We start from the raw sequence: 14,534 nt of genomic DNA, 5'->3' as shown, positions 1-14,534 counted from the left end.
ATGTTTTCCCACGAAGAATCAAAAAAGATCAGACAGGAATTCTGGACCAGCTGCGGTAAAGAGTTTCCTCATAAATGGCTTTTGTACAATACCAAAATAAAGGAGATTCAATTAAAATTTTCCTTTACACGAAAATTTGCCATGGTATCGCTTGACATCATCGACCAGGATAAATTTATCAGAAGTTACTACTTCGAAAAATTAGAATCACTAAAAACGGTTCTTAACGAATCTTATCTTCCCAATATTCAGTATGAAAAAGAATACGAATTACCGGAAGGTAAAATGATCTCAAGAATTTTTGTAGAAAAAGAAGGAGTCAATATACATCGCCAGAAAGACTGGCCAGATGTAAAAGAATTTTTGGCTGAAAATATGCTGAAGATGGAGGAGTTTTTTGAAGATTTTGAAGACTTTTTAAAAAATTAATTCATTTCTATAAAGGACTGCTGTACCCTGTAGATCCTGGCAATTATATAATGTTATAGAGGGTGTAATTTAAACTCTGTCTGAATAGATTTTTTATATTAATATTCAAACAGATTGAAAAATGACACAGGAAGAACTGAACAACATTGAAAAAAAAGCACTTGAACAATTTACGACTGGGAAAAGCCTTTTCGGCAAGGACGGCGCTTTTGCACCGCTGCTCCAAAATTTCCTTGACAAGGCCCTAGAGGCCGAGATGGAGGCTCATCTTGACGATGATGAGCGTCTCAAGGGCAACAAGCGCAACGGCAAGGGCAAAAAGACCCTGAAGACCGGTGTGGGTACTTTCGAGATCAAAACGCCCCAGGACCGCCAAAGCAGCTTCGAGCCCGAGATCGTAAAAAAGCGACAGACCATTTTGGCGGACAACCTGGCCGACAAGATAATCGGCCTCTACGGTCTGGGGATGGGCTATCGGGACATCTGCGCCCATATCAAGGAAATGTACGATACCGAGATCTCGCACAGCGTGCTGACCGATATCACCGATCGGATCATACCCGATATCAAGGCATGGCAGCGAAGGCCATTGGACGTGATGTACTGTATCGTCTGGCTGGACGCCATGCACTACAAGGTCAAGGAGGACGGCAAGGTCCGCCACAAAGCGATCTACAACATACTGGGAATCGACAAAAACGGCCATAAGGACGTGCTGGGCATGTACATCTCGGAAAGCGAGGGGGCCAATTTCTGGCTGCAAGTGCTCACCGACCTGAACAACCGTGGGCTCCAGGACATACTGATAGCCTGTACGGACAACCTGAAAGGGTTCACCGATGCCATCCTGAGCATCTTTCCAAAGACCGATGTCCAACTGTGCATCGTGCACCAGATACGCAACTCGCTCAAGTACGTAGCCTCCAAGGACCAAAAGGAGTTCATGCGCGACCTGAAACTGGTATACAGGGCCAACGGCAAGGAGGAGGCCGAGGACGAACTGCTGGACCTGGAGGAAAAATGGGGCAAGAAGTACCCGGTGGTCATCCAGAGCTGGAACGACAACTGGGAGAACCTATCGAGCTACTTCGCATATTCCGCCCCCATCAGGAAGATTATATACACCACCAACGCCGTAGAGGGGTTCCACAGGCAGGTGCGGAAGGTGACCAAGACCAAGGGCGCGTTCACCAGCGACATGGCCCTTATGAAGCTGATCTATCTGGCGACCATGAACATTCAGAAGAAGTGGACATCGCCATTACAGAACTGGGCAACGACCGCCCAACAATTTTTTATTAAATTTGAGGGCCGCATGCCGCTCGATTTGAGCACAGCCCCTCCGGGGGGTACCCCCCGGAGGGGCTGAGGACCGGACAGAGTTTAAATTACACTCCCATGTTATATTTCCTGGCAACATCTACTGCCTCAATCTTGGAATGTACCTGAAGTTTTTTATAGATATTTTCTACATGCTTTCGAACAGTGTTTGATGAAAGAAACAGCCTATCAGCAATGACCGTTGTACTCAAACCAGTTGCTAAATATTCCAGAACATCGATTTCCCGTTTAGACAAAGAAACCTTTTCCTGAAGTTTTTTATTTTTAATCGCCTGAGGATTTCTTAGTAGATGTAAAGTTCTTTTTGCTATGGCAGGGGTCATGCCAGCACCACCTTCGATAGTTTCTATGATTCCCTTATAAAGATCTTCTGGTTTCGTATCCTTTAAGAAATATCCATCTGCTCCTGCTTTTATTGCATTAAAAATATATTCGTCATTATTAAATACTGTGAGAATTAAAACCTTTATGTGAGGAAATTTTTGTTTGAGCAGCATCGTACAATCAATGCCATTTAATCCTGGCATTTCTATATCCATAAGAATTAAGTCCAGGTTGGAGTTTTCATCTAATTTTTCTAGCAAATCCTGGCCTTTAGTAAAGGAAAATTTGTGATGTAAATCATCAAAGAATGATATCTTCTCTTCAAGAGCTTTGATGAGAAAAATATTGTCGTCTAATATGGCTAAGTTAATATTCTTCATTCGAAAAATTCCGCAGGTTATTAGTACCTGCGGAATTAGGTGTATCCAAATCCCCAATAATTGGATATCTAAATCTAGCAGGACTTCTGTTTATTTACAATACGTCAATCTACCTATTTTTGGAGAGTAACTCGTGTTCCCTTCCCTGGTCGTGACCAGATCTCCAGATCAATGTTACTCTCCTTTGCCCGTTTCTGCATATTAAGCAACCCGAAGCCTATTCCAGTGTCCTCAGGATCAAAACCAATTCCATTATCTTTTATGACAAATTCAATACGAGAATCATTCAAGATCTCCTCTACACTAATTGTCGATGCCTCTGAATACTTAATCGCATTGTTTAAGGATTCCTGGATTATACGATACATGTTTATGGCGTCTAATGCTGAGTATTCAATCTTCAATAGACCAGGATCAAAGTTTAGTTCGAAATCAATCATTTCACTGGACTGTTTGGCTTGATAGATCAAGTCTTTCAATCAATCATGCAATTCATTTCTGGTAATAGTTTCTTTGTTCATTGCCCAGATGGTATCCCGCAATTCATTGATGGTGGTGGAAGTAAATGTAGAAATTTGATCGATTTTTTTTAGTATGATCGCATCAGAATCCTTAAGTCTGTACTTCAGGTTGTCCAGGCTTGAGATGATGAACGTTAGCTGAGAGCCTATATTATCATGCAAATCGCGGCTTATCCTTAGACGTTGCTTCTCTAGTTTATTACGTGTATCCAGCTCGGCGATCGCTACTTGTAGTTCACCTTCTTTTTTCAACCTTATTTTTTCTGACTTTTGTCTTTTAAGAACCAGATAAGCCAGTACGGCTAAAAGTGCTGTAAGAATTAAAATTCCAGCGATGATAAAATTTCTTTTCTGAAGCTGAAGTTCATTTTCGGCCAGTTTCGCCCGTTGTGCTAAAATTTCATTTTCTTTCTGCTCCGTTTCAAACTCCACATTCAATTCCGCAATCTTCTCCTTCACGTCAATGGAGTTGATACTATCCTTAAAGACATTATACTTTTCAAGGTAAAATAATGCAGAATCCGTATTATTCCTGAATTTAAATGCTTCAGACATTTTCTGATAGGTATACTGAGCCAGGAAATTATAATTTTCTTCCAGGGCTAATGGAATAGCCTGACGAAAGCTTTTGATAGCTGAAGACGGATTGCCCTCTTCGAGATACACCTCTCCAATTTGGGTATAATTTTCAGCAATTCCTTTACGATCTTGAATATCGATACGTAATGATCTAGACTGTTCAAAATAATATCTTGCACTGTCATATGCACCGCGCTGCGCCAGAATTCCGGCCAGACTGCTATAACTATAAGGAATACCGGTTTTAAAATCTATTTTAAGAACTTTTTTAAGACCTTTTCTATAATAAAATTCAGCACTATCCAACTGCCCCTTCATTTCTTTAATAACACCATAATTGTTATAAATACGGCTCATTACCATTTCATAATTGTGCTCTTCAGCAATCCTTTTACCCTTCAACATGTATTCCTGGGCCTTATCCAGATCTTCCCTTTTCATACGGTATCCCAGCTCCCCGTAACCATCTGCCACTTTTTCCCTATCACCAATCTTTTCGTAAACTTTGATCGACTTCAGCATATAGTCTATTGAAATATCAAGATCGCCTTTGTATGCATGTAAGGTTGAAAGCTGCCAGTAAGAACCCGCAATACCACGATCGTATTCCAGTACCTTGGAATTCTCAAGATTGAGCTGAAAAATTTTTAACAAAGTCTCTGAGGAAATTGCTGAATTTTGGAGAGTAAGGGAATTCAGAGAATCTATTTTCGCTTGTTGTTGAGCGAACATCGTGTTTAAGGTATAAACAAAAATTACGAGCAGTAATCGTTGCTTCATAAGAAAATTGATTGGTTAGTTGATTACTAATTTAAACTATTCAAACAATTAATTACAGCTGAAATATTGAATTTCAGTAAATTATACTGCCTCAGGCAGTTTTCCCTACGATCTTTCAGTGCTTCCAGATACAAAATTCGTGATTGAAGGTTACTAATATCTGTGTTGCATGCCTGCCGGGATATTCTATTTTTTTTTAACTCAGAGGCGATCGCTAACAGGAGAAGAAAGCAAAATATGATTATCACTGGCATAGCTGTAAAAAATAAAAAGGCCGATAGAAGAAATCGGCCCTGTATGAATAAACTCAAAGGTTAAAAGCTGGAGAGGAAAGTATTGGTTTGGTCAAGCAGCATCTTTTTACAGGCCATATAGCTTCCATTTGCATATTTATCACCATCAACTTCCAGAGTTTTAAGATCGTTTACGGTTTTAGATTCGGCACTATAGATTTTAAAATAAGCGTTCGATGTACCAACCATGTCGATATCTCCGTAGGCAGATGTTACTAATTTATCTTCGCTTACCACTCCGTCTATTTCTATAGGCTTTTTGAGCGCTCCTATAAAATTAGCCTTGGCATTCATTCCCATTTTACCTGAAAAGAAGGTGATCTTACTATTTACGTTATCTTTCGTTTGTGAACCTTTAAACCTAAAACCCTTAGTTTTCTTGTTTGCCACAGTATAAATATCTGTCAATCTCAGATCTGGTTTAATTTTGACCTTGGCACCACCAGGGGCAAAACCACTACCATAGTCGGCGAAAATTACATAAAGATTTACATTGGCTACAATTGCGTCATTCAGTTCTTTAGAAACATTTTTATCGTTAGTATTACCCATAGCCGCAGCAAATTTGCTTTTTTTCTTTTCTTCTCCCTTATTATTCACTTTATAATAATAGTCATATCCAGTGGGACTAACGGTGACAATTCCCGGGATGGTAGATTTTCTTACTTCACCTCCCGTAGACTTAGCCCAGCCGGAATAAGCTTCGATATTCGCAGCATCTGCGGAGGATAAGATGGTAAATCCTTTTGCTCTGAGTAACTCGGTAAATTCCTGGTATAACTTATCTGTAGTAGCTATCAAAGCTTCCTCACTAACACCGCCAAGACCCACAGCAAGTTCCGCAGTAGCATCGCCTTTAACACCACTGTGGAACATCTTTCCACCTTGTTTATAATCTATAACTTCATTATAGATTTGATAATGAATATTAAATTCACTTATATAAACCTTTTGGTTGGCATCTTTAAATTTTTTAGTTCCATACTTTGTGATCCAGGGTTTATAATCACCCAGACTTTGAGCGTGAAAGCTGTTGGTAGCAATAACTGAAATAATAAATAATACGATGATCCTTTTCATAATTCTTTAATTGGAAAAAAAGTTAACGTTGAATTTACCTTCAGAAATTGTTTTTATAGTGTCATCATTTCCGTTTTTGCCTTTAAAGCTGAAGGTTCCTTCAACACCTTGATCTGTTTCTTCTGAAATAGTGATAGTTCCTGTGGATCCAGTCATATACTGGGAAGACCAGCTTTGAGTATCCATAGGATTGTTTACATCGGTTTTCGTGTAAATCGCAGAACTTGAGTTAACAGATCCAAAAGTGAAATCATAGGTTCCCTCGCCGGTATATCCCATAATTGTCATAGTAATGCCATGACCATCGGAATTAGTACCCTGTACAACCAGCATTGTGCTTGTGGAGGCAATAGTTTGTTTTACAGCGTTGGATGATGCTGGAAATGACTTGAAAGAACCCACGCCACTAATATTGGCAGTCATTTCTCCACCGCCATCGCCGGAGGCATTCTCATCATCATCTTTAGAACAACTTGATAAGGTTAAACTGAAGAGTGCCAGTAACAAAAGACACTGTTTAAAAAACTTAAATCCATTCATATTATTGAGATTAGGTTAATAATTGAAGGATAAAACTAAGAAGAGGAGTGTTTCGTTTCAATACGGCAATTGCCCTAAAATTGAAGTAATTGGGATTAATGTACATTATAAGGAAAGAAATCAGGAAAGGCGCAAGTCATTGTAAAGGATGAATCTAACTTAAGTTTCCTTCACATTATTACATAAAAAAACCCTTCATCGATATGATGAAGGGTTTTAAAGAAGAAGGCGACGACATACTCTCCCACAATACAGCAGTACCATCTGCGCTAACGGGCTTAACTACTCTGTTCGGGATGGGAAGAGGTGAGCCCCGTTGCTATAGCCACCTTAAAAGGTAAGTTATAAGCTTCGAGCTTAAAACTGTTCTAATTACTTAGATTAGAACTAATATCGTTGACATAATTAAAGAAACAAAAAAGTTACAAGTACCTGTACTACAACTATAAAATAAGCATTTGGCGGCTCTGAGGTTTTAAGGCCTCAGAGCCATCGCGCATCAAGCTTTACGGATTATTAGTACTACTCGGCTATGACATTACTGCCTTTACACCTATAGCCTATCAACGTGGTAGTCTCCCACGGTCCTTTAAAGAAATCTCATCTTGTGGTGGGTTTCGCGCTTATATGCTTTCAGCGCTTATCCCTTCCGAACGTAGCTACTCTGCAGTGCTCCTGGCGGAACAACAGATACACCAGAGGTTCGTCCAATCCGGTCCTCTCGTACTAGGATCAGGTCCACTCAAATTTCTAACGCCCACTGTAGATAGAGACCGAACTGTCTCACGACGTTCTGAACCCAGCTCGCGTGCCACTTTAATGGGCGAACAGCCCAACCCTTGGGACCTTCTCCAGCCCCAGGATGTGACGAGCCGACATCGAGGTGCCAAACCCCCCCGTCGATGTGAGCTCTTGGGGGAGATCAGCCTGTTATCCCCGGCGTACCTTTTATCCTTTGAGCGATGACCCTTCCATGCGGTGTCACCGGATCACTATGCTCTACTTTCGTACCTGATCGACCTGTATGTCTCTCAGTCAAGCTCCCTTTTGCCATTGCACTCTACGCACGGTTACCAAGCGTGCTGAGGGAACCTTTAGAAGCCTCCGTTACTCTTTTGGAGGCGACCACCCCAGTCAAACTACCCACCAAGCACTGTCCTTCCGTTGGAAGTTAGGCTCTAAACAAGTAAAGGGTAGTATTTCAACAACGACTCCACCACACCTGGCGATGCAGCTTCAAAGTCTCCTACCTATCCTACACATCACTTGTTCAAAGTCAATACTAAGCTATAGTAAAGGTGCACGGGGTCTTTTCGTCCCACAGCGGGTAATCGGCATCTTCACCGATACTACAATTTCACCGAGCTCATGGCTGAGACAGTATCCAGATCGTTGCACCATTCGTGCAGGTCGGAACTTACCCGACAAGGAATTTCGCTACCTTAGGACCGTTATAGTTACGGCCGCCGTTTACTGGGGCTTCAGTTCAATGCTTCGCTAATGCTAACATCTCCCCTTAACCTTCCAGCACCGGGCAGGTGTCAGGCCCTATACGTCATCTTTCGATTTAGCAGAGCCCTGTGTTTTTGATAAACAGTCGCCTGGATCTTTTCACTGCGGCCCCCCCCATAAGGGGGGCGACCCTTCTCCCGAAGTTACGGGCCAATTTTGCCTAGTTCCTTAGCCATGAATCTCTCGAGCACCTTAGAATTCTCATCCCAACTACCTGTGTCGGTTTAGGGTACGGGTTGCCTCCACTCGCTTTTCTTGGAAGTCGCTCCTCTGGATTATCACGCCGGCCGTAGCTTTTGTGTACTATCGGGGTGTTACCACTCCCTTCAACGTACTATTCCGTCAGTACGCACCAAATTTACGCCTCCGTCCGCTTTAACGTGGGGCAAGTAGCAGAATATTAACTGCTTGTCCATCGACTACCCCTTTCGGGTTCGCCTTAGGTCCCGACTAACCCTCAGCTGATTAGCATAGCTGAGGAAACCTTAGTCTTTCGGTGTGCGGGTTTCTCGCCCGCATTATCGTTACTTATGCCTACATTTTCTTTTGTAACCAATCCAGCAAGCCTCGCGACTCACCTTCATCTCTGTTACAATGCTCCCCTACCACTATAGTAAACTATAGTCCATAGCTTCGGTAATATGTTTATGCCCGATTATTATCCATGCCGAACCGCTCGACTAGTGAGCTGTTACGCACTCTTTAAATGAATGGCTGCTTCCAAGCCAACATCCTAGCTGTCTGGGCAGTTCAACCGCGTTTCTTCAACTTAACATATATTTTGGGACCTTAGCTGATGGTCTGGGTTCTTTCCCTCTCGGACATGGACCTTAGCACCCATGCCCTCACTGATATGAAACATTTTATAGCATTCGGAGTTTGTCAGGAATTGGTAGGCGGTGAAGCCCCCGCATCCAATCAGTAGCTCTACCTCTATAAAACTATCTATATCGCTGCACCTAAATGCATTTCGGGGAGTACGAGCTATTTCCGAGTTTGATTGGCCTTTCACCCCTACCCTCAGGTCATCCCAAGACTTTTCAACGTCAACGGGTTCGGTCCTCCACTATGTGTTACCACAGCTTCAACCTGCCCAAGGGTAGATCACACGGTTTCGCGTCTACCACTACCAACTAAAGCGCCCTATTCAGACTCGCTTTCGCTACGGCTCCACAGCTGAACTGCTTAACCTTGCTGGCAACGGTAACTCGTAGGCTCATTATGCAAAAGGCACGCCGTCACCCCACTAAAGGGCTCCGACCGCTTGTAAGCGTATGGTTTCAGGATCTATTTCACTCCCTTATTCAGGGTTCTTTTCACCTTTCCCTCACGGTACTGGTTCACTATCGGTCTCTCAGGAGTATTTAGCCTTGGCGGATGGTCCCGCCGGATTCATACAGGGTTTCACGTGCCCCGCACTACTCAGGATACTGCTATGCTTTATATCAACTTTCCTATACCGGGCTATCACCGTCTTTGGCCAAGCTTTCCAACTTGTTCTAATTCATTGTACAAACAATGTTGCAGTCCTACAACCCCAATAAGTCCGTAAACTCATTGGTTTGGGCTTCTGCGCGTTCGCTCGCCGCTACTAGCGCAATCACTATTGTTTTCTCTTCCTCCGGGTACTTAGATGTTTCAGTTCTCCGGGTTCGCCTCCTTGCGGATACTATATCTTCAATATAGTGGGTTGCCCCATTCGGATATTCGCGGATCAATTTGTATGTGCCAATCCCCACGACTTTTCGCAGCTTATCACGTCCTTCTTCGCCTCTGAGAGCCTAGGCATTCCCCATACGCCCTTATCTAGCTTGTATGCGCTTTGCTTAATGCTCTAATCTATCCTAACTTGCGCTAGAACAGAAGTATTATAATGTATTACTTATATTAAATATTTCTATCTAATAGTGTTCTCGTATTCTTTGTTTCTTCAATATGTCAATGAACTTTTTTCCCGTATTCACAATAGAGTCTCGATGATCTTACAAACTAAAAACTTATGTTTCCTGGTTGTTTGTAAAAACTATAACCCACTCTATCTCTAGGAATCGTGGAGAATATCGGAGTCGAACCGATGACCTCCTGCGTGCAAGGCAGGCGCTCTAGCCAGCTGAGCTAATCCCCCATTATTTTAGTATCCAGCTAACCAGTTATTAGTTAACAGTACTTATAACGGCTACTCAACCTCTAAAATTTCCTTTCAGTTTTTCAAATGAACTTATAAACCTGATGGCTTACTCTTTCAAGTAGTCTCAGGCAGACTCGAACTGCCGACCTCTACATTATCAGTGTAGCGCTCTAACCAGCTGAGCTATGAGACTGTCCATAATAACCGAATTGACATAAGAATCAAGACCAAATTGGCCTTCTAAACTTCCCTTTACTAATTGTCGCTTGCATGTAAACATGCAAAGCTCTAGAAAGGAGGTGTTCCAGCCGCACCTTCCGGTACGGCTACCTTGTTACGACTTAGCCCCAGTTACCAGTTTTACCCTAGGCCGCTCCTTACGGTGACGGACTTCAGGTACCCCCGGCTTCCATGGCTTGACGGGCGGTGTGTACAAGGCCCGGGAACGTATTCACCGCATCATGGCTGATATGCGATTACTAGCGATTCCAGCTTCACGCAGTCGAGTTGCAGACTGCGATCCGAACTGTGATAGGGTTTAAAGATTCGCATCCCCTCGCGGGGTAGCTGCCCTCTGTCCCTACCATTGTAGCACGTGTGTGGCCCAGGACGTAAGGGCCGTGATGATTTGACGTCATCCCCACCTTCCTCACAGTTTGCACTGGCAGTCTGGCTAGAGTTCCCGACATGACTCGCTGGCAACTAACCACAGGGGTTGCGCTCGTTATAGGACTTAACCTGACACCTCACGGCACGAGCTGACGACAACCATGCAGCACCTTGCAATTAGTCCGAAGAAGGGTCTGTTTCCAGACCTGTCCAACTGCATTTAAGCCCTGGTAAGGTTCCTCGCGTATCATCGAATTAAACCACATGCTCCACCGCTTGTGCGGGCCCCCGTCAATTCCTTTGAGTTTCATTCTTGCGAACGTACTCCCCAGGTGGGTTACTTATCACTTTCGCTTAACCACTCAGCTCTCAATCGAGCCGAACAGCTAGTAACCATCGTTTACGGCGTAGACTACCAGGGTATCTAATCCTGTTCGCTACCTACGCTTTCGTCCCTCAGCGTCAATATATTATTAGTGATCTGCCTTCGCAATAGGTGTTCTGAGTAATATCTATGCATTTCACCGCTACACTACTCATTCCAACCACTTCATAATAATTCAAGAACAACAGTATCAATGGCAATTCTACAGTTGAGCTGCAGACTTTCACCACTGACTTATTATCCCGCCTACGGACCCTTTAAACCCAATGATTCCGGATAACGCTTGGACCCTCCGTATTACCGCGGCTGCTGGCACGGAGTTAGCCGGTCCTTATTCATACGGTACCGTCAAGCATCTACACGTAGATGTGGTTCTTCCCGTATAAAAGCAGTTTACAACCCATAGGGCCGTCTTCCTGCACGCGGCATGGCTGGATCAGAGTTGCCTCCATTGTCCAATATTCCTCACTGCTGCCTCCCGTAGGAGTCTGGTCCGTGTCTCAGTACCAGTGTGGGGGATCTCCCTCTCAGGACCCCTACCTATCGCGGTCTTGGTAAGCCGTTACCTTACCAACTAACTAATAGGACGCATACTCATCTTTAAGCCATAAATGTTTAATGTAATCTCCAGGTGAAGTCTACATACTATGGGGTATTAATCCACGTTTCCATGGGCTATTCCCCGCTTAAAGGCAGATTGTATACGCGTTACGCACCCGTGCGCCACTCGTCAGCAAATTAGCAAGCTAATTCCTGTTACCGTTCGACTTGCATGTGTTAGGCCTGCCGCTAGCGTTCATCCTGAGCCAGGATCAAACTCTTCATCGTTAAATCTTAAATATATTCAACAATTACTAAAGAAATTGCTCAGTATGACTTTTCTAGTCTTAATTCTTATACACTTGATTCTATCTAATTAAAGATAAAACCCTTTGTCAATTCAATATATCAATGAACTTTAATTGGTCTCCCAATCTGTCTTGTTAAAACCTAAGGAATCGAACCTTATTCTCTCACCCCATCCGGTGGTTTTCAGTAATTTCAATCTGTAATTTTTGAACGTTTGCTTGTTCTCAAAGCGGGTGCAAATATACAACGCTTTTTCTTTATCCACCAAAACTTTTTTAATAAAATTTTTAGTTTCTTTTTCTAAAGCTTTCCTACCTTTAAACTCCGCCAACCTTCTTAAGAACGTCGCTTCGTTTTTAAAGCGGGTGCAAATATAAAACTAGTTTTACTCTCCAGCCAAATAAAATTTAAAGAAATTTAATTTTTATTTTTTTGCCTTAGACCAACAATAGCCTACCCTTTACAAACCCTTTCAGTGAACGCACGCCTTGCTCTCAAAGCGGCTGCAAATATACACTAACTTTTTTCTTTCTACCAAACTAAAATTTAATAAATTTTAGTTTAATTTTTTAAAGCCAGATCCTTTCACATCACCCACCATTACTACTCTCAACGAACATACGCCTTGCTCCCAAAGCGGCTGCAAATATACACCCCAATTTTAATTACACAATGACTTTTTGAAAAAAAATATAAAATAAACACAAGATTATTTATAAGTGGTTGAAGATCAAATACTGATCTTTAAAATTAATTTAAAGCTTTTCTTAAATCCTGTTTTTTATTCCACTTATCACTAAGATCAAGATATTCAAAATCCAATGCAGAAGATTGTCTTTCCAGAATATTATCCCTGAATGATCTTTGTAGGATATCTTCTATCAGGAAATCTTCCTGATTATTTTTCGGGTCGTACTCTTCCTTTAAGGAAATATCAAACATACTGGCAGTTGTATTATACCAAAAAGCTCTCCACCCACTCTTGAGATCTTTTACGAGTTCAAAAGCTGTTGTTCCAGTTTGACGGTGGATAAGCTTTACCAGAATCTGACCTTCAGTTCTGGTTAGCTTTTTTAATTCAGCAGAAAATTCATCTTCAATATAATCCTGAACGATCTTGGTATACTTCTTACGGGCGCGTCTTGACTTTATGTCGTCCAACCTGGAATTGAGCGTAAGTAATCTTTCCGAAGCCATTTTAGCATAAGGATACACTTTTCTGGTCTTTCTCCTTAATATAAGGTAACGCTTTCTATCCGCATTACTATCAAACTTCAGTCGTCTCAAAAGCACCACTTCTTCCAGGTCAATAAGTTCTCTGGGAATCGAATCTCCTGCAATAATCATATACTGTGTGGTCATGGACGTATCGACTTCCGTAGAATCCATAGGCCTTGATAAAGTATCAGATTGAGCTACTACTGTAGCTGAAGTAAGTAAAAGTAAGATGTAAAATATACGAATCACTATAAATTTTAAATTTGGATTATCATTTCTTTTTGCTAAAACCATTCCAAAATTAGTCAATAGCCACTTCTCTCCAATCTAAATTTTTTAAATTCGTAAAAATTAAAAGAAACTATGGATAAAACTGAAGTACTGGATCAAAAATCCCTCGAATTTCTAGAGAAATACCTTAATAATGCAGCTCCCACAGGATATGAGTCTGAAGGCCAGAAATTATGGATGGAATATCTGAAACCTTTCGTGGATGAATTCATTACTGATACTTATGGAACTGCAGTTGGTGTGATAAATCCAGAAGCTAAATATAAGGTAGTTATAGAAGGTCATGCTGATGAAATTTCATGGTATGTAAATTATATCTCAGACGAGGGTCTTATATATGTAGTTAGAAACGGTGGTAGTGATCACCAGATTGCTGCTTCTAAACGTGTAAACATCCATACTAAGAATGGTATCGTTAAAGGAGTTTTTGGATGGCCGGCGATCCATACCCGCAACAAGGAAAAGGAACAGTCCCCAAAAATGGACAATATTTGTATAGATGTTGGATGTACGAATAAAGAGGAAGTTGAAGCTCTGGGTGTTCACGTAGGATGTGTTATTACTTATCCTGATGAATTCTTTATTCTGAACAAGGACAAATTCGTATGTCGCGCTCTGGATAATAGAATTGGTGGCTTTATGATTGCACAGGTTGCCAGATTATTAAAAGAAAAAGGCGAAAAATTACCGTTCGGACTTTATATCACCAATTCAGTTCAGGAAGAAATTGGTCTTCGTGGTGCAGAAATGATCACACATCGTATTCAGCCAAACGTTGCTATAGTAACTGATGTCACTCATGACACCACTACTCCAATGATCGAAAAGAAAACCAACGGACTTAATAGGATTGGTGACGGACCAGTAATTTCTTATGCTCCGGCGGTACAAAATAAACTAAGAGAGTTGATCATTGATACTGCGGAAGAAAAGAAAATTCCTTTCCAGAGACATGCTTCATCAAGATTCACAGGAACAGATACCGATGCTTTTGCTTATAGCAATGGCGGTGTTCCTTCGGCATTGATCTCTTTACCTTTGCGCTATATGCATACAACCGTTGAAATGGTGCACAAGAATGATGTTGAAAATGTGATCAATCTTATATATGAATCATTGTTGAAAATAAAGGACGGAGATACATTTAGTTATTTTGACTAATTGAACACTTCTCAAGATGTTGTTAAACTCCCTGTAATCAGGGAGTTTTTTATTTTGAAACCTTAAACTTTCACTTTTCTTTAATTCGGAAGTGCTCAATTTCATCCTATATTT

9 protein-coding genes, 2 tRNA genes and 3 rRNA genes are annotated in these 14,534 nt (G+C 41.7%); 3 read left to right on the top strand and 11 right to left on the bottom strand.

Translation table 11 applies throughout. The features are described 5' to 3' along the window. Together T8I65_RS06720 and T8I65_RS06715 are read left to right on the top strand one after the other, a co-directional pair. Complete coding sequence (locus T8I65_RS06720; protein WP_322302624.1) at positions 1 to 429, top strand: DUF4268 domain-containing protein; 429 nt, start codon at positions 1 to 3, stop codon at positions 427 to 429. A gap of 121 nt (positions 430 to 550) precedes the next feature. Further along, positions 551 to 1,798, top strand: a complete 1,248-nt coding sequence (locus T8I65_RS06715; RefSeq protein WP_322300584.1) for an IS256 family transposase — start codon at positions 551 to 553, stop codon at positions 1,796 to 1,798. A gap of 19 nt (positions 1,799 to 1,817) precedes the next feature. Here T8I65_RS06715 and T8I65_RS06710 read toward each other — a convergent pair whose 3' ends face one another. From T8I65_RS06710 to T8I65_RS06660, 11 genes are all read right to left on the bottom strand, one after another. Next, positions 1,818 to 2,474, bottom strand: a complete 657-nt coding sequence (locus tag T8I65_RS06710; protein ID WP_322302623.1) for a response regulator transcription factor — start codon at positions 2,472 to 2,474, stop codon at positions 1,818 to 1,820. 113 nt (positions 2,475 to 2,587) lie between these two features. Continuing rightward, complete coding sequence (locus T8I65_RS06705; protein WP_322302622.1) at positions 2,588 to 2,953, bottom strand: sensor histidine kinase; 366 nt, start codon at positions 2,951 to 2,953, stop codon at positions 2,588 to 2,590. Then, complete coding sequence (locus T8I65_RS06700) at positions 2,954 to 4,354, bottom strand: tetratricopeptide repeat protein (RefSeq protein ID WP_322302621.1); 1,401 nt, start codon at positions 4,352 to 4,354, stop codon at positions 2,954 to 2,956. Positions 4,355 to 4,668: 314 nt separating this feature from the next. Next, positions 4,669 to 5,727 (bottom strand): hypothetical protein, encoded by a 1,059-nt coding sequence (locus tag T8I65_RS06695; protein ID WP_322302620.1) that lies wholly within the window; start codon positions 5,725 to 5,727, stop codon positions 4,669 to 4,671. 6 nt (positions 5,728 to 5,733) lie between these two features. After that, positions 5,734 to 6,267: a DUF6252 family protein gene (locus T8I65_RS06690; RefSeq protein ID WP_322302619.1), complete on the bottom strand. Its 534-nt coding sequence runs from the start codon at positions 6,265 to 6,267 to the stop codon at positions 5,734 to 5,736. Between the two features lie 223 nt (positions 6,268 to 6,490). After that, positions 6,491 to 6,600, bottom strand: a 5S ribosomal RNA gene (rrf, locus tag T8I65_RS06685). A gap of 162 nt (positions 6,601 to 6,762) precedes the next feature. After that, positions 6,763 to 9,597: ribosomal RNA gene (locus T8I65_RS06680) — 23S ribosomal RNA — on the bottom strand. A 233-nt stretch (positions 9,598 to 9,830) separates the two neighbouring features. Further along, positions 9,831 to 9,904, bottom strand: a tRNA-Ala gene (locus T8I65_RS06675). 122 nt (positions 9,905 to 10,026) lie between these two features. Then, positions 10,027 to 10,100: transfer RNA gene (locus T8I65_RS06670), tRNA-Ile, on the bottom strand. 99 nt (positions 10,101 to 10,199) lie between these two features. Next, a 16S ribosomal RNA gene (locus tag T8I65_RS06665) occupies positions 10,200 to 11,729 on the bottom strand. The 16S, 23S and 5S rRNA genes sit together here with 2 tRNA genes alongside, the layout of an rRNA operon. A 771-nt stretch (positions 11,730 to 12,500) precedes the next feature. After that, the gene (locus tag T8I65_RS06660; protein WP_416173210.1) at positions 12,501 to 13,262 is read right to left on the bottom strand and encodes a DUF4294 domain-containing protein; all 762 of its coding nucleotides are present in this window, start codon (positions 13,260 to 13,262) and stop codon (positions 12,501 to 12,503) included. Between the two features lie 69 nt (positions 13,263 to 13,331). Between T8I65_RS06660 and T8I65_RS06655 the strand changes: the two genes are divergently transcribed. Further along, positions 13,332 to 14,420, top strand: a complete 1,089-nt coding sequence (locus tag T8I65_RS06655) for a M42 family metallopeptidase (RefSeq protein ID WP_322302618.1) — start codon at positions 13,332 to 13,334, stop codon at positions 14,418 to 14,420. The last annotated feature ends 114 nt before the right edge of the window (positions 14,421 to 14,534 follow it).

It is taken from the genome of Christiangramia sp. OXR-203 (assembly GCF_034372165.1).
Lineage (GTDB): Bacteria > Bacteroidota > Bacteroidia > Flavobacteriales > Flavobacteriaceae > Christiangramia.
The sequence above is the reverse complement of the archived record's forward strand: the minus strand, read 5'-3'. Positions and strand labels throughout refer to the sequence as shown.

Bases quoted from the DNA above. Each gene is read 5' to 3' on its own strand.
- T8I65_RS06690 (WP_322302619.1), bottom strand. From the start codon at position 6,267: ATGAATGGATTTAAGTTTTTTAAACAGTGTCTTTTGTTACTGGCACTC.
- T8I65_RS06655 (WP_322302618.1), top strand. From the start codon at position 13,332: ATGGATAAAACTGAAGTACTGGATCAAAAATCCCTCGAATTTCTAGAG.
- T8I65_RS06660 (WP_416173210.1), bottom strand. From the start codon at position 13,262: ATGGTTTTAGCAAAAAGAAATGATAATCCAAATTTAAAATTTATAGTG.
- T8I65_RS06695 (WP_322302620.1), bottom strand. From the start codon at position 5,727: ATGAAAAGGATCATCGTATTATTTATTATTTCAGTTATTGCTACCAAC.
- T8I65_RS06700 (WP_322302621.1), bottom strand. From the start codon at position 4,354: ATGAAGCAACGATTACTGCTCGTAATTTTTGTTTATACCTTAAACACG.
- T8I65_RS06715 (WP_322300584.1), top strand. From the start codon at position 551: ATGACACAGGAAGAACTGAACAACATTGAAAAAAAAGCACTTGAACAA.
- T8I65_RS06720 (WP_322302624.1), top strand. From the start codon at position 1: ATGTTTTCCCACGAAGAATCAAAAAAGATCAGACAGGAATTCTGGACC.
- T8I65_RS06710 (WP_322302623.1), bottom strand. From the start codon at position 2,474: ATGAAGAATATTAACTTAGCCATATTAGACGACAATATTTTTCTCATC.